The organism is Microbacterium enclense, from assembly GCF_001456955.1.
GTDB lineage: Bacteria > Actinomycetota > Actinomycetes > Actinomycetales > Microbacteriaceae > Microbacterium > Microbacterium enclense.
On record NZ_KQ758471.1, the window covers coordinates 1 to 17,224 of the forward strand.

Here is a 17,224-nt window from a genome sequence, read left to right on the forward strand (position 1 = left end):
TGGACCAGCCCCACCGGCCGCACCTACACCGACGAACCCCTCCCCTACTCCCCCGCCACCCGCTTCCTCCCCGACGACCCACCCCCACCAGACCCCGAACAAGGCCATGCGCCGTTCTGACCCGGGAGTACGCAACCGCGCGGTGCGCCTGCCGTTCGCCGTGCCTGCTCGGCCACGGCCTCCGCAGCCCCGCCACCACTAGCCCCGCACCGCACCGCCGCTGACGCCCCCGCCCCGACCACCACCCCGCCCCCCGACCACCGCCTCCACCACCCACGTACCCTCGACCCCATGCCCCTCGTCCTCGTCACCGGCGGCGCCCGCGCGAACAGCATCGCCGCGGGCATCATCCCCCGCCTCGAAGCCGACGGCTGGAGCGTCGTGACCAGCGAACTCGACACCGGCGACTACCCGTGCGACCTCGCCGGCCCCACGGCGCCCACCGAGCTCGTCGAGCGCGTCTCCCGCGAGCGCGGACCGATCCACGCCCTCGTGCTGAGCCACGCACACGGCGTCGAGTCCGGCATCCTCGACACCACCGCCGAGAGTTTCGACCGCCACGTCGCCGTCAACGCCCGCGCGACCCTGCTCATGATCGCCGCCTTCGCGCGGCAGGTCGACGAGACCGGTGGCGCCATCGTCGCCTTCACGAGCGACCACACCACGGGCAACCTCCCCTACGGCGCATCGAAGGGTGCGCTCGACCGCATCGTCATCTCCGCCGCACGCGAACTCGGCCCGCGGGGCATCTCCGCCAACGTCGTCAATCCCGGCCCGATCGACACCGGATGGATGGATGCCGACACCCGCGACGCCCTCGCCGGTTACCACCCGCTCGGCCGCTTCGGCACACCCCGCGACATCGCCGGCATCACGGCGTTCCTGCTGTCCGACGCGGGCCGCTGGGTCAGCGGACAGCTCCTCCACACCGACGGCGGGTTCACCGCCCGGTTCTGAGCGCCCGACGACAGACCGCTCGCCGTGCTAGCGTCACCGGCAGTGACACGGGGTGCCCGCAAGGGGCTGAGAACACACCCGTTGAACCTGATCTAGCTCGTACTAGCGAAGGGATGTCGCGAATGGTCGTTCGCACGTCGTCGTCTCCGTCCACCCCCGCCTCCGCGCCCGAGGTCGCACCGGCCCGAGCGCTCGAGCGCCTCCGCGAGGCATCACCGCTCACGCAGTGCATCACCAACGCGGTGGTGACGAACTTCACCGCCAATGCCCTGCTGGCCCTCGGCGCCGCCCCCGCGATGTGCGACATCCCCGACGAGGCGGGCATGTTCGCCGGTATCGCCGGCGGCGTGCTGGTGAACCTCGGCACCCCCACCTCCGAGCAGCGCGACGCCGCCCGCGAAGCCGTGGCGGTGGGCACGCCCTGGGTGCTCGACCCCGTCGCCGTCGGCGCGCTCCCGGTCCGCACGGCCCTCGCGCACGAGCTGCTCGAGGCGCGTCCGGCGATCATCCGCGGCAACGCCTCCGAGATCCTCGCCCTGGCCGGAGCCGGCGCCGGCGGACGCGGCGTGGACGCCACCGACGCATCCGAAGACGCCCTCGACGCCGCCCGCTCACTCGCGACGCGCACCGGCGGCACGGTCGCCGTCTCGGGCGAGACCGATCTGATCGTGGATGCCACCCGCACGGCGCGCGTCCCCGGCGGCAGCGCTCTGCTGACGAAGGTCACCGGCGGCGGCTGCGCCCTCGGCGCCGCGATGGCGGCCTTCGCGGCCATCGCGGAACCGTTCGACGCCGCTCTCGCCGCCAGCGCCGTCTGGGCCGTGGCGTCGGAGCGGGCGGCATCCGGATCCCGAGGCCCGGGATCGTTCGCGGTCGCCTTCCTCGACGAGCTCGCCGCGATCCAGCCCGCCGACCTCGAGGGCCGTGCGGAACTCGCATGACCGACCTCGCCCTGCACCTCGTCACCGACCACCGCGTCCCCTTCGCCCGCCTCCGCGACATCGTCGACGAGGCGGCGAGCGCCGGCGTGACGGTCGTCCAGCTCCGCGACAAGATCGCGTCCGGGGGCGAGCTGTTCGCCCGGACCCTCGATCTCGCCGACGTCGTCGCCGGCCGCTGCGCGTTCGTCGTCGACGACCGCCTCGACGTCGTTCTCGCCGCGCGCGACCGCGGCGCGCGCGTCGACGGCATCCACCTCGGTCAGAGCGACCTCCCCGTCGACGCCGCGCGCGCTCTCCTCGGCCCCTCCGCCCTCGTGGGCTGGACGGCGAACACCCCGGAACACCTCGCCGCCGCCGCCTTCGCCCCAGGGACCCTCGACTACCTCGGCGTGGGCGTGATCCGCGCGACCGCCACCAAGCCCGACCACCCGCGACCGCTCGGCGTCGACGGGTTCGCCGAGCTCGCGGCATCCACCGCCCTGCCCTGCGTGGCGATCGGCGGAATCGACGTCGACGACGTCGCCGCCCTCCGCGCCGCGGGGGCCGCGGGGGTGGCCGTCGTCTCGGCGGTGTGCGCAGCCGACGACCCGGGTGCCGTCGTGCGCGACCTCCGCGCGGCGTGGGCGAGCGCCGCGTGAGCGCCGCACGGGGGCGGGAAGCGAGCCCGCGCGTGCTCAGCATCGCCGGCACCGACCCGACCGGCGGAGCCGGAATCCAGGCCGACCTGAAGTCCATCGCGGCGTTCGGCGGCTACGGCATGGCCGCGGTGACCGCGCTCGTCGCGCAGAACACGCTCGGCGTCCGCGAGGTGCACGTGCCGCCCACGGCGTTCCTCGACGCGCAACTGCGCGCGGTCAGCGACGACGTCGAGATCGACGCGGTGAAGATCGGCATGCTCGGTTCGGCCGAGGTCGTCGCCACGGTCGACACCTGGCTCGCCGAGGTGCAGCCGCCGATCGTCGTGCTCGACCCGGTCATGATCGCGACCAGCGGCGACCGCCTGCTCGACGCCGACGCCGAGCAGGCGGTGCGCGCGCTCTGCCGCCGCGCCGGCCTCGTCACCCCGAACCTGCCCGAGCTCGCCGTGCTCACCGACCGGCCCGTCGCCACGACCTGGGACGACGCGATCGCCCAGGCGCGGACCCTGGCCGGGAGGGCCGACACCGCCGTGCTGGTGAAGGGCGGACACCTCGACGGCGACGAGAGTCCGGATGCCGTCGTCGATACGACCGGCGTCCACCCGGTATCCGGCCGGCGCGTCGCCACTCGCCATACTCACGGCAGCGGGTGCTCGCTGTCGTCGGCGATGGCGACCCTCGCCGCCCACGGCCTCGCCTGGCACACGGCGCTCGAACGCGCGAAGGGCTGGCTGACCGGCGCCCTCGAGAACGCCGAGGCCTTGCACGTCGGCCGCGGCAACGGCCCGATCGACCACCTGCACGAGCTGCGCCCGCACATCGACCTGGGCCGATCGTGGAGCACCGAGCGATGGGATGCCACGACCCCGACCCGCGCCGAGGTCGACGCCTGCGCGTTCGTGACGGGACTGGCATCCGGAGACCTCGACCGCGACGCCTTCCACTGGTATCTCGGTCAGGATCTGCTGTACCTGCGCGAGTACGCCCGCGTGCTCGCCCGCGCCGCAGCCCTGGCTCCGAACGTCGACGAGCAGCGGTTCTGGGCGGCGGCATCGGTGTCGTGCCTGGCTGAGGAGGCGGCGCTGCACCAGGCGCACGTCGACCCGGCGCGGCTCGAACCCGCGGCATCCACCCTGGACTACACCGACCACCTGCACGCGGCATCGACCGCGGGGTCGTACGCCGTGCTGGTCGCAGCGATCCTGCCGTGCTTCGTGCTCTACACCGACATCGGCGCCCGCTGGCGCGGCACGTTCGCCCCCGACCATCCGTACGCGGACTGGCTCACCGCCTACGGCGACGAGACGTTCGCGGCGTCGTCGGCCGAGGCGGCGGGGATCGTGGATGCCGCCGCCCGCACGGCATCCGCATCCACCCGCGCCGCGATGGCCGCCGCCTATGACCGCTCGATGGTTCTGGAGCTGGCGTTCTTCGAGGCGCCGCTACGCCGGATCTGACAGCCGCGCGCGTCGCCCGGTCATGGCGACGCGCGCGGGTCGCGGCTGCTCAGCCGCTCTTGCGGCGGAACTCGCGCTTGGTGACCGCTCCGTGGGTGCCCTGCACGGCGGAGTGGCCGTCGAGGTGCGCCTCACCGGAACGCTGCTGGCCGTTCTTCTTCGCGAGCGCTTCCTTGAACTTGCGCTTCATCTCGTCGGATGCCGAGGCACCCGAGGTCTCGTCGGTACTCATGCCCCCACCCTAGACACGCCCGAGCGGATCGATCTAGACGTGGCGCACGCGCTGCTGCAGGCGCGTGCGGATGTCGAACAGCTCGGTTCCGCCGACCTCGCGCGCCCCGGTGATGCCGCGCCGCAGCAGCGTCGTCAGGGCGCTGCGGGTGACCAGGGCGACCGGGGTTCCGCGCACCTTGCCGAGTTCGGTGATGGTGTCGAAGACATCGTCGTCGGGCAGCACGACCATGGCTCCGCTGAAGCGCACGCCCGCCGCGCGAGCGATCACCCGGGCCCGCGACACCAGTTCGGTGACCGGGGCGCCGATGACGTTGGGGCCGGTGATCTCACCGCGACGCACCCCGACCGGACCGCCGAAGTCTTCGCTCAACAGGGCGTACAGGCCGCTCGGTCCGAGTACCAGGTGGTCGAGCTTCTGCTCGGGGTCGCGCCCGTCGCGGTCGGCGAAGACGTCGTGCCACACCGTGTACCCCATGCCGAGCTCCGACACGAGCCGCGCGGTCTCCTCCTCGGCGAGCGCGTCGGCGAGGATGTGCCGGATCTCGGGCGGCGCCGACCGCACGAGCGCCGGGTCGTAGGGGTCGGCGATGTCGACACCGCGTCCCACCCACTCGCGGATGAGCCCGAGGTACCGCTCCCGCCGCCATCCGCCGGGCTGGCCGTACGACCGGGCGCGCGGACGCGTGTCGGCGGGACGCGTGGGAGCGGATGCCGGGGCCGCACCGCCCCACTCGCCCGGAGCCGTCCCGCGACCGCGGTCGTAGGCGCTGCGCGCTTCCGGCGTTCCGACGAGCTCCCACGCGCGCTGCACCTGCACGAACAGTGCGGCGTCGCCGCCGGTGTCGGGGTGCGTCTCGCGCAGACGCACGCGGTAGGCGCGGCGCAGGCCCTCGTCGTCGATGTCGGCCGCGACGCGGAGCACCTCGTATGCCGAAGACGACATGGGGCTGTCGAACACGTGCGTCATCCGTTCTGCCGCCCGGGCGCGCGGCGCCTCTCAGGCTAACCCGCCGCGGCTGTGCGCGGCCCGAGGCGAGGGGAAGCGACCCACCCGACGCGACGCGGCGTCACCAGAACAGGGGGATGCCACCAGAACAGGGATGCCACCAAGACACGGGATGTCACCAGAACAGGGGGATGCCACCAGAACAGGCCGTTCCGCGCCGGATCACCCTGTCCTCGTCGCATCGCCTGTTCTCGTGGCACCCTCACGCACTCGCGCAGCACCCCGCCGCCGTCGCCCCTCGTTCCGCCGGGCGTAAGCCGCGGCATCCCGACTCGACAGCGCCAGCAGCACGAGGATGTCGAGGCTCAGCGTGAGCAGGGTCGTGCCGACCGTGATCTGCTGCCCGTACGCCCACCACCCCACGAAGCTGGCGGTGATGGATGCGACCGACAGCAGCATCACCAGCACGCGCGCGAGGTTGCGACCGAACAGGATCAGGATGCCGAACACCACCTGCACCACGAAGACGCCGCCGAGCACGACGAGGAACACCGTCGTCCCCACGCCCATGTCGCTGACGGTCAGATCGACCGGCTCGTTCGCGTTGCCGCTCGCGGCCCCCGCGATCTCGCGCAGCCACGGCGGCAGCGAGAACGCCACGCTCACCGCCCACAGCGCCCCCGCCACCGCGCGCAGCAGCACGAGCACACTCCCCGCGACGGTCGAGACCGGTCGGCGCATCGCGGGGTCGGCCGTCGTCGGGTCGAGCGGCGGCTCGAACGCCGGGCGCTTCTCGGGGTGCCGCTCCTCTCTCACGACGACGCCCCCGCCCTGACCCCGCGCACGTCGATGATCGGCAGGTCGCCGTCGGTGGTGATGGTGTCGCCGCCGCCGTTGCGCGAGTGGTACCCGGTGGCGAAGTCGCGGATGACGTCGACCTCGACCCCCGGCAGATCCCGGACGGTGCCGACGATGTGGTCGCGCTCGATGTCGGTGTCGGCGTCGATGCGGTGGGTCACCTGCAGCGTGAACAGCGACAGACCCACCGCGCGATCGAAGGTGCCGGCGGCGAGCCAATCGACCCGACGCCCGCCGGGCAGCAGCCACCCGTCGGGGCACCGCCACAGCCGCACGTGGTGCCTCTTCGCGGGCGAGCCCGCGACTTCCTGCTGGTAGGCGAGATCCTGCATCCGCCCGAAGAGGAACAACGGACTCACCGGCGCCCGCGGATAGCTCCACCGCCGCAGCGTCGAGGCGATGATGCGCCACGAAGAACGCAGGCTCACCGGATCGGCCGCGATCCAGCCCGCCTCCGCCATCACGGCTTCGACGTTCTCACGCGAGCCCAGTAACGCGAGGTTCACCGGGTCGCCGAGCAGACCGTCGGAGGTGCGCGTGCGGCCCATGAAGTAGTCGGGCACATAGATCGCCGTGAGGATGCGATGCAGGCGCGGCAGCGCGAGATACGCCAGCAGCACCCAGAAGGCGACGGCCATGAGCACCCCGCCCCAGCCGAGCGAGAACGACTCGGTGAGGCTGAGGTAGGCGAGCCAGATCGCGGCGACGCCGCCGAAGACGAAGAAGAACCCGTCGAGGGCTCGACCGATCGACCAGCGACGCCGCGGCGCAGTCATGTCGGCGTCACCACAGCGCCGGCTCGGGGCGGTAGGCGAACGCCTCGGCGACCCGGTCGGCCGGGAGGTCTTCGAGACGCGCGGGCGACCACGACGGAGAGCGATCCTTATCGACCACCTGCGCGCGGATGCCCTCGACGAGGTCGGGCTGCGTGAACGCGAACCACAGCACGAGGCCGTACTCCTGCGCGAGCGCCGCCCGCAGCGACGGCAGCTCGCGCGCCCGCCGCACGGCCTCGAGCGTCACGGCGAGCGCCGTCGGAGCGGATGCCGCCAGCAGCTCGGCCGTCTCGCGCGCCTCCGTCTCGGGGCGCGCGCGCAGGCGGTCCAGGATGCCGGGCACATCGGCGGCCGAGAACGCGTCGTCGATCCACTCCCGCGCGGTCTCGAAGCGCGAGGGCTCGGGCGTCTCGTCGAACAGCAGCACGAGCTCGGTGGGGCTGGAGGGGTCGGCGCGGTTCTCGAGCGCCGCGTACAGCGCCTCGAGGTGCGCCACGGGCACCATGTGGTCGGCGAAGCCGGCGTACAGCGCGTCACTGGCATCCATCGTCCCGCCGGTGAGCGCGAGGTATTCGCCGATGCGACCGGGGGCGCGGCCGAGCAGCCACGAGCCGCCGACGTCCGGAGTGAAGCCGATCCGCGTCTCGGGCATCGCCAGGCGCGAGCGCTCGGTGACGATGCGGATCGCGGCATGACCGGCCAGCCCGATCCCGCCGCCCATGCACACACCGTCGGCGATCGCGACGACCGGCTTCTTCGACGTCGCGATGCGGTGATCGAGCGCGTACTCCTCACGGAAGAACGCGTGCACCTCGTCGACCCGTCCGCCGGTCACCATCTCGTGCAGGGCCCGCACGTCGCCTCCGGCGCAGAAGCCGCGCTCGCCGGCACCGTCGAGCAGCACCACGTCGACGTCGGTGTCGCTCTCCCACCGGTCGAGGGTGAGGTGCAGCGCGCGGATCATGTCGAGGTCGAGCGCGTTGATCGCCCTCGGACGGTTGAGCGTGAGGTGGCCGAGGCCCCCGCGGCCCCCGACCAGGACGCTGTCGTTCTCGGATCGCTCTGCGTGCACGGTGCCACGTTACACACGCCGCCCGACGTGCCTCCCCCGTGCGGAGGATGCGTTTTCGGCCCCGGATCGGGGAAGATGGGCAGAACGTCCGCCGACGGAAAGGGGTTCCATGCCCGACGGACAGGTGCTCGAACTGGCCGGCCTCACCAAACGGTTCGGGGCGATCTCGGCCGTCGACGGCCTGACCGCCCGCGTCGAACCCGGGCAGGTGACCGGCTTCCTCGGCCCGAACGGCGCCGGCAAGACCACCTCGCTGCGCATGCTGCTGGGCCTGGTGCGGCCCACTTCCGGCACGGCCACGATCGGCGGCAAGCGCTACACCGACCTCGCCGCGCCGCTGCAGACCGTCGGCGCCGCACTCGAGGCATCCAGCTTCCACCCCGGGCGCTCGGCCGCGAACCACCTCAAGGTCTACGCGCGGGCAGCGAGCCTGCCCACCACCCGCATCGACGAAGTGCTCGGCCTCGTCGGGCTCGCCGACGTCGCCGGTCGCCGCGTCGGAGGATTCTCGCTCGGCATGCGCCAGCGCCTGGGCCTGGCGACCGCCCTGCTGGGCGACCCCGGCGTGCTCGTGCTCGACGAACCGTCGAACGGCCTCGACCCCGAGGGCATCCGCTGGATGCGCTCGCTGCTGCGCCACCTCGCCGAAGAGGGCCGCACCGTGCTCATCTCGTCGCACCTGCTCGCCGAGGTGCAGCAGACCGTCGACGCGCTGCTGATCATCTCGCGCGGACGCCTGGTGTTCCAGGGCGGTATCGAAGACCTCGCCGACCCCGACGAGTTCGCCACGGTCGTCGACTCCCCCGACCGCGCCGCCCTGGGGCGACTGCTCGATGACCGCGGTATCGCCCACCAGCTGCTGCGCAACGGCTTCACCATCCGCCACCACGAACCGGTCGAGATCGGCGCCCTGGCCGCCGGCGCCGGCATCGCACTGTCGAACCTGCAGAGTAAGGGCGCGAGCCTGGAGGACATCTTCCTCGAGCTCGTCAGCGGCGTGCGGGTGCACGCGAGCGCCGGCGCGGTGCCCGCTCCGGCCCCCGGGTCGGCCCCGGATGCCGGGCAGGTTCCGGATGCCGCCACCCCGGCGCCCGTGCCCGCTCCCGCCGCGGAGCCCGACATAGCGGCATCCGTCGATCCCGACGCCGACGACCCGCGCCCCTCGACCGCCCTGGTGGCGGTGACGCCGCCGCCCCGGGCCGCGCGCACCGCGCCATCGTCGACGCAGGCCGGTCCGCGCCCGTCGTACTCCGTCGCCTCGACGGGGGTCATCGACATCGTCCCCACCGCCGGCCCCGACGAGACGGAGGCACCGCGATGAGCCTCGTCGCCGCAACACGCTCCGAGTACACCAAGCAGTTCAGCACCGCCGGCTGGTGGGTGCTGGGCATCGTGCTCGTCGCCTACGTCGCCTTCACGGCCGGCGTGCTCGCCCTCGTGTTCGGCGGGGTGGCATCCGGTCGGCTGACGGGGTCGACCGGACCCGCGTTGTCGACCGACGGCATCCCCGCGCTCGTCTACAGTTCGGCGACCGCGGTCGGATACGTCTTCCCCCTGCTCGTGGGCACCCTGATGGTCACGACCGAGTTCCGCCACAAGACGCTCACACCGACCTTCCTCGCCACCCCGCGCCGCGGCGTCGTGCTCGTGGGCAAGTTCGTCGTCGGCGTCGTCGTGGGCCTGCTCTACGGCATCCTGGGCTCGCTCGCCGCGGTCGGCGCGGGAGCGGGCGTGCTGAGCATCTTCGGCATCGACACCGCACTGGGCGCCGGCGATACCTGGGAGCTCGTGGGCCGAATGCTCCTCGCCTTCGCCCTGTGGTCGCTCGTCGGCATCGGCGTCGGCACCGTCGTGCGCAATCAGGTCGCCGCCATCGTCATCGTGCTGGCGATCACGCTCTTCATCGAGCCGATCGTGCGCACCGCCGGGGGGCTCGTCGACGGCTTCGCGGGAGTGGTGAAGTGGTTCCCCAGCGCGGCGAGCGACGCGCTCGTCGGGCAGACGATCTTCGGCGCCATGGGCACCACCGCCGGCGACTCGCTGGAGTGGTGGGCCGGCGGACTCGTGCTGCTCGGTTACGCGGTGGTGCTGGTCGTCATCGGACTGCTGACGACCTGGCGCCGCGACATCGACTGAGCGCCGCTCGTCACGGCCCGGGTGGCGCGTATCTGGGTACTTCCATGAAGACCATCTCCTTCGCCGGCTCCGGCGGACGGAACGTGCCCTCCGGTTCAGCGACGATGTAGAGGCCGCGGCTGGAGTTGGCGTTGAAGGTCAGCGCGTGCAGCCAGGCCGGGTTCAGCTGCGGCATGCGTCCGCCGTGGAACTTGAAGACGAGCGACACCCCGGAGTGGATGTAGACGCAGGTGCGCCCGCCGCCCGTGCTGATGTCGTCTTTCCAGGTGAAAGTGAAGGTCTCACCGCGCCGCACCTTGACAATGATCACCGCCTGAAGATGCGCGAGAAGTCGATCCTCGAACTCCACCTTCACGCTCGAGTCGTAGACGAACTTGCCCATGATTCCTCCTCGGCACCCGACGTTGCGAGGGGGCGAGTGTCGCCCGGCGAGCGCCTACCCGTCAGCGTCGGAGCGTCGGTTCGTGCGTGCCAACGCCCTTGCACTCCCCGCTCTTTCGTGATCCGCCGCCCGAAAGTGGACGAGGATCGCCTCGGGGACGCCGCGTGCAGACCGCGGCACGCGGGAGTCCGGCGAACTATCCCATCGACGGGCAGCACGGGCAAGCGGGATGCGCAGCAACGGCCGGTCGGGAAGTGTCGAGGGGAAAGAGACGGGAGTGCGATGGGTGCGCGGCGAGACCCGCGGAGGTGTCCGGCCCCCTCAGCGGTCTATCGAATGAGGCGACGATGCCGGAGTCGTCGCGGTCCGCGCGTCGTCGCATCGACGCTGCAACTCGAACAACGCACTGTCTTCCCCCGGGAGCGTGCCGGCCTCGGTACGGGGCACGGTCACCGCGGTGAGCGCCAGCTGCGCCCCCACGAGAAGCGTGCAATTCGTCGCCTCCCCCTCGAAGCTCACCGGGAAATCCACGACGTCGGTGCGCTGCTGATCCGCGAGGAGCGAGGCATAGAGGAAGAGCTGACGAGCGATGGCGTTCGTGGTGAGCACCGAGCCCCCGCTGACCAAGATCCGACGCATGAACGATGCCTCCTCCGGTGCGCACAGTGTCACTCTGCCTCATCGTCCCGCCAAGGGGGGTTGCGGTTTTCGAAACCCTTCGGGGTGCAGCCCGGGGACGTACCGGCCGCTCCCCTCAGGCGGCATCCATGACGGCACGGCGTTCCACCACGTTCGCGCGCAACGGCGAGGAGGTCGAGGCGCGACTGCGTGAGCAGTACGGCGACTACCGCGTGCTCGATCCGGCGGCGACGATGAGCGACGACATCGTCCGCCGGCCCGGCTTCCTGCTCAATCGGGCGACGTTCAGCGGCACGGTGGAGATGACCCTCGGCTCCGGATCGTTCGTCTCGCTCGGCGGCGCGACGGGAGTCTGCCGGTGGTCGACGCGGGACGAACAGGGGGATGCCGCGGTGTCGGCCTACCTCGTGCTCCCCGGGGTGAAGACGACCGTGCGGATCACCGACAGCGTCGGAGCCGGCGTCAGTTTCACCCCCGAAGCGCTGCAGCGCACCGTTCGCCGGATGTACGCCGACGACCGTCTCACCCTGCGATTCGAAAGCAGCCACCCGCGGTCCCCCGACACCGGTCGAGCGCTGCGCGAGATGGTGCAGTTCGTCGTCGCGGAGCGTGAGACGGCGTGGGAGAGCGACCTCGTCGCCGCATCGATGTCCCGCCACGTCGCGGCACGCATCGTCGAACTCTTCCCGTGGCGCCACGACCCCGTCGACCGCCCGGTGACCGCGCGGGCTCTCCTCACCGGATACCGCCGAGCCATGCGATACATCGACGACTACGCGTCTCTGCCCATCACCGTGGAAGACATCGCCGAGGCCGCGGGGCTGCCCTCCGCGCAGCTCGACGCCGCCTTCCGGTGGCACTCCCCGTCGGGTGGAGCGACGAGCGATGTGGTGCGACAAGTGCGTCTGGCCGCCGCTCACCGCGACCTCCTGGCCGCCGGCCCGCGGAACACCGTTCGCGCGGTCGCCCTGCGCTGGGGTTTCACGCCCGAGGGTTTCGCGCGCGTCTACCGTCGGCACTTCGGCGTCGAGCCGTCGGTCGTGCTCGAGCAGGGCCCGCCGCCGCGGTCTCCCGACCCGCCTGAGGGCGGCGTCTGACCCTCGCCCGCGCCCTCGCGCCGGGATGCGCAGAGACCGGGCCGCCGCCCGCCGCGCATTTGGCGGGGCCGGAGCCAGCGGCGAGAATCAACCGTGCTCGATGGACCGGTGATCGCGGAATGGCTGCCGGTGTCGGTGGCATCCCTCATCCTGTTGCTGGTGGCGGCGGGAGTGGCCGGCTGGGTCGACGCGGTCGTCGGCGGGGGTGGGCTCATCCAATTGCCGGCCCTCGTCATCGCCGTGCCGAAAGACGTGGCGACGCCGTTCATCCTGGGCACAAACAAACTGTCGTCGTTCTTCGGCACGCTGTCGGCGAGCTGGGTGTACCTGCGGAGGATCAGGGTGCAGCTGGTGCTGCTGATCCCCCTCGTCGCCGGGGCCTACGCCGGGTCGACGGTCGGCGCCGCCCTCTCGCGGTACGTGCCGCGCGAGGTGCTCACCCCCATCGTGCTCGTCGCCGTGATCGCCGTCGCGCTGTACACCCTGTTCAAGCCGAAGATGGGGCTCGAGCATGCGCCGCGCCATGACGGCCGGGCGGCGATCGTCTGGCGGGCGGCTGCAATCGGTCTGCTGGTCGGGTTCTACGACGGCATCCTGGGACCGGGGACCGGGTCGTTCTTCGTCATCCTGATCGTGGGCGTGCTGGGCTACGGCTTCCTGCAGGCCAGCGCGAACGCCAAGATCGCCAACCTCACCACGAACCTCGCGGCGCTGGCTGTGTACGGCGTGCACGGCGAGATCATCCTCGCGCTCGGCATCGCCATGGCCGTGATGAACATCGCCGGCGGCTTCATCGGCGCCCACATGGCCACGCGTCGCGGCAGCGGTTTCGTGCGGATCGTCTTCCTCGTGACGCTGTCGATCCTCATCGTCAAGCTCGCGTGGGACACCGTGGTGCAGTTCACCTCGTAGCCCGTGCGCGCTGCACCCCGCCCGCCGTCATCCCCCGCCCGCGTCAGGCGACGATGTCGGCGACGTTCTCGGGTTCGGATGCCACGTCGAGGCGCAGCGCTTTGAGCAGCGCCACCCCGTGCTTGGTGGTGAGAACGAGCCGCTCGAACTCGGCGTGCCCGGCGAGGTCGACGACCACGCTCGGCTTACGACCCCGGATCACGACGAAATCGTTGCCGCCGGCGCTCTTCCACGTGCCCGCGCCGACCGCGACCGGCAGGTTGATGCCGGGGTTCGGCACGCCGCGCAACCACGTCCACGCGTCGTCGGTGAGCTGAACGCGCTCGATGTGCTCGCGGGGGACGACGATGTTCGACTTTCGGAACGACATCGCGCGCTCGGTCGCCGAGAGCACGACCTCGAGCTGCGTCGAATCGAGCAGCAGGGTCACCATGTCATCCATCCTGCCAGCGCCCGCGAGCACCCACCGGCGCGGCACCTCACGAGAACGCAACGATCGACGACGCCGCGCCCGGAACGGATCCGGACGCGGCGTCGTCGTGTGCTCGGGCCTGCCGTCAGCCGCAGCGCGCCGCGGCGAAGGGCAGCGAGACCGAGTCGGTCACCGCCTTGCCGTCGACGGTCGCGGTGGCATCCACCGACACCGTCCCGGCGGGGATCGACGTCTGGCGGGTGGTGAATGCGGCCGACGAGCTCTTGCCCGCGGCCAGCGACCCGAAGGACTTCGTGCCGTACGGGCCCTTCGCCGTCACGGTCACGGGGAACCCTTCGGCGTTGCGGACGGTGACCGTCTGGGTCACCTTGCCCGCGATGCACCGGGCGCTGACGGTGCCGGTGACCTCGAGGCCCGTGGGCGCCGTGACGACGACCGTGGCGGTGACGCGGCGGTTGTCGGGCGCGATCTCCTCGGCGCTCTCCATGTCGAAGATCGGCAGGCCGTCGGCGGCGAAGTGCACCCGGCGCACGAACATGTCGCGGCCGCTCAGGCCGTTGTTGTCGGTGCGGGCGTGGAAGACGTAGAGCAGGTTGTCGTCTTCGTCCTGCGACCACATGCCGTGCCCCGTGCCCAGCTGCCAGGAGCCGTTGAAGACGCCCGACTTCTGGATGGGGTAGTTCAGCTTGCTCCAGGCGCTCGGCGACGTCAGGTCGACCTTCTTGCCGGCCTCGGCGAGGGCGAGACCCGTGGTGTAGGTATCGCCGACCGTCGATCCGGAGTAGATCATGTAGAGCTTGCCGTCGCGTGCGTACACGTTCGGTCCCTCGGCGATCACGTTGTCCCACGCGTACTCGGGAGCGAGGATGCGCACCGGCTCCGAGGTCAGGCGGGTGGGGTTCGCCGGGTCCATCTTGGCGATGAACAGGGCACCGAGCTGCTGCCACACGTAGTACGACTGACCCGAGTCCTCGACGTAGGTCATGTCGAGCGAGATCGTCTGGACGGGGTTCAGGATGCCGCCGTTCGAACGGAGCACCTTCTGCGCCTTCGTCCAGTTCGCCGGCACCGCCGGGTCGAGGTCGCGGCCCTGCGCGTCCTTCTTCAGCTGGATGATGCTCGCCTGACCGGTGAACATGTCGGGGCGACCGTTCGCGCCGTCGTAGCAGGGCATGAACAGGATCGACAGTTTGCCGCCGATGACGTGGTACTCGGGTGCCCAGAAGCATCCGGTCATCGCGCGGCCCTCGGCGTCGGTGTCGCCCCGACGCAGCAGGTCGACCTCGACGTTGCGTCCGGCGCGGATCGCCTCGTCGGAGAGGTCCTTGATGGAGTTCGCCACGCGGATCGGCATGTGCGCGCCGCCCTGCGGGTCGATGTTGCCGCCGTAGATGTCTTCGGTGGCGATCATGAGGAACTTCTGCTGTCCGTTGTGGTTCCAGCGGAACACCGACGGGTCGGCGCGCTCGTCGGCGAACGGCGTCGCGTACTCCGGCTGCTTGATCGTGCCGGTCACCTCGTAGGTGCCGGGCTTCGAGGTGTCCACGGCGCCGAGCGAGGCGGCATCCCAGGTCACCGGGCGGGTGGCCTTCGATCCATCGGAGTACGACAGCTCGACGCGCTTGGCCAGCGCGGCCGCGTCGAGGGTCGCGCCCTGCGCGATCTCCACCCGGGCCGGTGCCGTGACGCCGGTGTTGACGACGCGCCCGAAGCGCACCTCGAGGGCGGCGAGGGTGTCGGCGTCGACGGGGACGGTGTTGCCCGAGTCGAAGTTCGCGACGGAGGCCTCGTCGACCCCGGCGGTCGCGGCGATCTCGCCGCGACGCACTTCGCCGCGGGTGGACGCGTCGCCCAGGTCGGCGAACAAGGTGTACATGTCTGCTCCGGCGTCGGAGGTCCACGACACGACGTAGCGATCGGATGCCGAGTCGTAGACGGCCGCAGGATCGTTCACGCCCGACGTCACACCGAGGTTGACCATGCCCACCTCGTCGTAGCTGCGCAGGTCCGCGCTGCGGGCGAAGAGCACGCTCGAAGTCTGCGTGCCGTCGGCCCCGCCGCCGCGCGCCGTGCGGGTGGCGACGACGCCGTAGCTGCCGTCCTCCATGGTGAACAGGTGCGGGTCGCGCAGGCTCCGGATGTCGCCGTCGCGCGGACCGTTCGCGGGCACGGGTACGGCGGTCTTCGGGAAGAAGATGCCGTAGTTCTCGTTCAGCGGACGCCAGGAGTCGTCGTCACCGACGGCCAGGTGCATGCTGAGGGCGACGTCGGCGTTGTTCGCCTCGGTGACGAGGGTCGGCACGCGGTTGTAGGCGAGCAGCTGCGTGGTCGAGTCGGCCGGCAGCACCGTGACGGCGAAGGTGCGGTCGGCGGTCGCGCCGGTCGCGGTGTCGGTGACGCGCACGGTGATCGATCCGTCGGCGCCCGAGACGACGCCGTCGGTCACGACGACCCCGCCGTCGGTGGAGCGGACCGCGACCGTGGTCCCCTCGGGGGCGGCGGGCAGCGCCGTACCCGATTCCAGGACGCCGGGGATGACGAACCGCTCGGCGAGGCGGGCGGCGCGCTGGGCGGCGGTCTCGGTCGACGCGTTCACCGTCACGGTGATGGTGCGGGTGGCGGTCACGCCGCGGACGGCAGCGGTGGCCGTCAGCTGGGCGGTGCCGCCCGGCTGACCGGCCACGGGGGCGCTGACCGTGCCGTCGGCCGACACGAGGGCGGGGTTGCTCGAGGCCCAGGTGACGCGTCCGCCGGCGGTCGGCAGATCGATGTCGGTCGAGGTCGAGATGTCCTTCAACGCGAGGCCGTCGAGGATCGCCTGCGCCTGTGCCCGGAGCTCGTCCGCGTGGGTCTCGGCGTCGGCCGCGGCGGTGGCGGCGACCTCCGTCGACGACAGCGCGCGGTCGTAGACGCGGAACGCCGAGATCGCGCCCTGGAACAGGGGGTCGGGCCAGGGCGCGCGCCCGATGGTGTTCAGTGACTGGTCGCGTACATCGGCGGGGGTGCGGTCGATCGCGGCGTCGGCGACACGGATGCCGTCGAGGTAGAGCGAGGCGCGCCCCGCGGCTCCGTCGACGACCGAGGTGACGTTGACCCACTGGTTGGCGGTGACGCCGCACGAGGGAGCCCCGACGAGACGTTCGACGCCCGACGACTTGACGCCGACGAGCGGAGTGCGGCCCGAGCCGCAGTTGAGCGAGGAGAAGAAGTACTCCGTCGCGGCGGAGTCGTTGCCCACGTTCCACAGGAAGTGGAAGGAGTTCAGCATGGCCTGCGACGCCTTCACCTCGGCGACGACCGTCGCCGACCGGTCACCCAGGAGGATGTCGTCGGGCAGTTCGACCCAGTTGCCGGTCGAGGTCTTCGCCCCGCCGCGCAGCGTCAGGCCGCTGGAGGTCCAGTCGGCGCTCTGCACGTTGCGGACGGTCGCGGCGCCGAGCGACGACCCCGTCGCGGTGTTGGGAACGCTCGCACCCGACGGCTGACGGAAATCGTAGGCGGCGACGAGACCGTCGCTGGGGGCCGCGGCGACCGCGGGTGTCGCGGTCGCGAAGGTCGCCGCTCCCACCGCCAGGGCGGTGAGGAAGGCGAGGCGTCGTCGGGTTCGCACGGGTTCCGGCTCCTTTGCTCGGGTCGTCTCGCACCACCAACATCTGCGTGCTCGTCGACGTCGATGCCGACGGCAGAGAGAGGGGGCCGCGAGTGGCACTGATGTTAGCGGAAACATTTCGAACGGTCCACGGTCG

Annotated in this window: 17 protein-coding genes and 1 riboswitch; of the genes, 8 read left to right on the forward strand and 9 right to left on the reverse strand. The window is 71.6% G+C overall.

Going from position 1 to position 17,224, the window contains the following annotated elements:
- Positions 1-291 precede the first annotated feature (291 nt).
- From AS029_RS10165 to thiD, 4 genes are all read left to right on the forward strand, one after another.
- Positions 292-957 carry an SDR family oxidoreductase gene (locus AS029_RS10165; RefSeq protein WP_058232499.1) on the forward strand — a complete coding sequence of 222 codons (666 nt, stop codon included), beginning with the start codon at positions 292-294 and terminating at the stop codon, positions 955-957.
- A 38-nt stretch (positions 958-995) separates the two neighbouring features.
- Positions 996-1,088: riboswitch (TPP riboswitch) on the forward strand.
- On the forward strand, positions 1,080-1,898 hold the full coding sequence (gene thiM / locus AS029_RS10170; RefSeq protein ID WP_074615917.1) for a hydroxyethylthiazole kinase: 819 nt from the start codon (positions 1,080-1,082) through the stop codon (positions 1,896-1,898). Its footprint overlaps the riboswitch before it by 9 nt.
- Complete coding sequence (gene thiE, locus AS029_RS10175; protein WP_058232501.1) at positions 1,895-2,536, forward strand: thiamine phosphate synthase; 642 nt, start codon at positions 1,895-1,897, stop codon at positions 2,534-2,536. Before thiM ends, thiE begins: the two co-directional genes overlap by 4 nt.
- A gap of 32 nt (positions 2,537-2,568) precedes the next feature.
- A complete protein-coding gene (gene thiD, locus AS029_RS10180; RefSeq protein ID WP_228375925.1) occupies positions 2,569-3,993 on the forward strand; it encodes a bifunctional hydroxymethylpyrimidine kinase/phosphomethylpyrimidine kinase in 1,425 nt (474 codons plus the stop codon).
- A 49-nt stretch (positions 3,994-4,042) separates the two neighbouring features.
- On the opposite strand, the gene AS029_RS10185 is transcribed toward thiD, so the two are convergent.
- The 5 genes from AS029_RS10185 to AS029_RS10205 form a co-directional block, all read right to left on the reverse strand.
- Positions 4,043-4,225 (reverse strand): DUF5302 domain-containing protein, encoded by a 183-nt coding sequence (locus tag AS029_RS10185; RefSeq protein WP_058232502.1) that lies wholly within the window; start codon positions 4,223-4,225, stop codon positions 4,043-4,045.
- A 33-nt stretch (positions 4,226-4,258) separates the two neighbouring features.
- Positions 4,259-5,185: a DnaJ domain-containing protein gene (locus AS029_RS10190; RefSeq protein ID WP_058232763.1), complete on the reverse strand. Its 927-nt coding sequence runs from the start codon at positions 5,183-5,185 to the stop codon at positions 4,259-4,261.
- A 210-nt stretch (positions 5,186-5,395) separates the two neighbouring features.
- Positions 5,396-5,989, reverse strand: coding sequence for a hypothetical protein (locus AS029_RS10195; protein ID WP_058232503.1), 594 nt, complete (start codon positions 5,987-5,989; stop codon positions 5,396-5,398).
- Positions 5,986-6,807, reverse strand: coding sequence for an LssY C-terminal domain-containing protein (locus AS029_RS10200; RefSeq protein ID WP_058232504.1), 822 nt, complete (start codon positions 6,805-6,807; stop codon positions 5,986-5,988). Before AS029_RS10200 ends, AS029_RS10195 begins: the two co-directional genes overlap by 4 nt.
- A gap of 7 nt (positions 6,808-6,814) precedes the next feature.
- Entirely contained in the window at positions 6,815-7,879 is a 1,065-nt protein-coding gene (locus AS029_RS10205; protein WP_058232505.1) for an enoyl-CoA hydratase/isomerase family protein, read from the reverse strand.
- A 109-nt stretch (positions 7,880-7,988) separates the two neighbouring features.
- Here AS029_RS10205 and AS029_RS10210 point away from each other — a divergent pair, with 109 nt between their 5' ends.
- The gene (locus AS029_RS10210) at positions 7,989-9,200 is read left to right on the forward strand and encodes an ABC transporter ATP-binding protein (protein WP_058232506.1); all 1,212 of its coding nucleotides are present in this window, start codon (positions 7,989-7,991) and stop codon (positions 9,198-9,200) included.
- On the forward strand, positions 9,197-10,015 hold the full coding sequence (locus AS029_RS10215) for an ABC transporter permease (protein WP_058232507.1): 819 nt from the start codon (positions 9,197-9,199) through the stop codon (positions 10,013-10,015). Before AS029_RS10210 ends, AS029_RS10215 begins: the two co-directional genes overlap by 4 nt.
- Positions 10,016-10,025: 10 nt before the next feature.
- On the opposite strand, the gene AS029_RS10220 is transcribed toward AS029_RS10215, so the two are convergent.
- Together AS029_RS10220 and AS029_RS10225 are read right to left on the reverse strand one after the other, a co-directional pair.
- Positions 10,026-10,397: a DUF7882 family protein gene (locus AS029_RS10220; protein WP_058232508.1), complete on the reverse strand. Its 372-nt coding sequence runs from the start codon at positions 10,395-10,397 to the stop codon at positions 10,026-10,028.
- Between the two features lie 321 nt (positions 10,398-10,718).
- Complete coding sequence (locus AS029_RS10225) at positions 10,719-11,036, reverse strand: hypothetical protein (protein ID WP_058232509.1); 318 nt, start codon at positions 11,034-11,036, stop codon at positions 10,719-10,721.
- Between the two features lie 128 nt (positions 11,037-11,164).
- Between AS029_RS10225 and AS029_RS10230 the strand changes: the two genes are divergently transcribed.
- Positions 11,165-12,133 (forward strand): helix-turn-helix transcriptional regulator, encoded by a 969-nt coding sequence (locus AS029_RS10230; protein ID WP_058232510.1) that lies wholly within the window; start codon positions 11,165-11,167, stop codon positions 12,131-12,133.
- 93 nt (positions 12,134-12,226) lie between these two features.
- The gene (locus AS029_RS10235) at positions 12,227-13,045 is read left to right on the forward strand and encodes a sulfite exporter TauE/SafE family protein (protein WP_058232511.1); all 819 of its coding nucleotides are present in this window, start codon (positions 12,227-12,229) and stop codon (positions 13,043-13,045) included.
- A gap of 43 nt (positions 13,046-13,088) precedes the next feature.
- On the opposite strand, the gene AS029_RS10240 is transcribed toward AS029_RS10235, so the two are convergent.
- Together AS029_RS10240 and AS029_RS16940 are read right to left on the reverse strand one after the other, a co-directional pair.
- Positions 13,089-13,478 (reverse strand): hypothetical protein, encoded by a 390-nt coding sequence (locus AS029_RS10240; protein WP_058232512.1) that lies wholly within the window; start codon positions 13,476-13,478, stop codon positions 13,089-13,091.
- Between the two features lie 124 nt (positions 13,479-13,602).
- Complete coding sequence (locus AS029_RS16940) at positions 13,603-17,088, reverse strand: family 43 glycosylhydrolase (protein ID WP_074615918.1); 3,486 nt, start codon at positions 17,086-17,088, stop codon at positions 13,603-13,605.
- Between the last annotated feature and the right edge of the window lie 136 nt (positions 17,089-17,224).

Coding starts and splice junctions, on each gene's coding strand:
- AS029_RS10165 (WP_058232499.1), top strand. CDS start 292: ATGCCCCTCGTCCTCGTCACCGGCGGCGCCCGCGCGAACAGCATCGCC.
- thiM (WP_074615917.1), top strand. CDS start 1,080: ATGGTCGTTCGCACGTCGTCGTCTCCGTCCACCCCCGCCTCCGCGCCC.
- thiE (WP_058232501.1), top strand. CDS start 1,895: ATGACCGACCTCGCCCTGCACCTCGTCACCGACCACCGCGTCCCCTTC.
- AS029_RS10185 (WP_058232502.1), bottom strand. CDS start 4,225: ATGAGTACCGACGAGACCTCGGGTGCCTCGGCATCCGACGAGATGAAG.
- AS029_RS10200 (WP_058232504.1), bottom strand. CDS start 6,807: ATGACTGCGCCGCGGCGTCGCTGGTCGATCGGTCGAGCCCTCGACGGG.
- AS029_RS10210 (WP_058232506.1), top strand. CDS start 7,989: ATGCCCGACGGACAGGTGCTCGAACTGGCCGGCCTCACCAAACGGTTC.
- AS029_RS10215 (WP_058232507.1), top strand. CDS start 9,197: ATGAGCCTCGTCGCCGCAACACGCTCCGAGTACACCAAGCAGTTCAGC.
- AS029_RS10220 (WP_058232508.1), bottom strand. CDS start 10,397: ATGGGCAAGTTCGTCTACGACTCGAGCGTGAAGGTGGAGTTCGAGGAT.
- AS029_RS10225 (WP_058232509.1), bottom strand. CDS start 11,036: ATGCGTCGGATCTTGGTCAGCGGGGGCTCGGTGCTCACCACGAACGCC.
- AS029_RS10230 (WP_058232510.1), top strand. CDS start 11,165: ATGACGGCACGGCGTTCCACCACGTTCGCGCGCAACGGCGAGGAGGTC.
- AS029_RS10240 (WP_058232512.1), bottom strand. CDS start 13,478: ATGGTGACCCTGCTGCTCGATTCGACGCAGCTCGAGGTCGTGCTCTCG.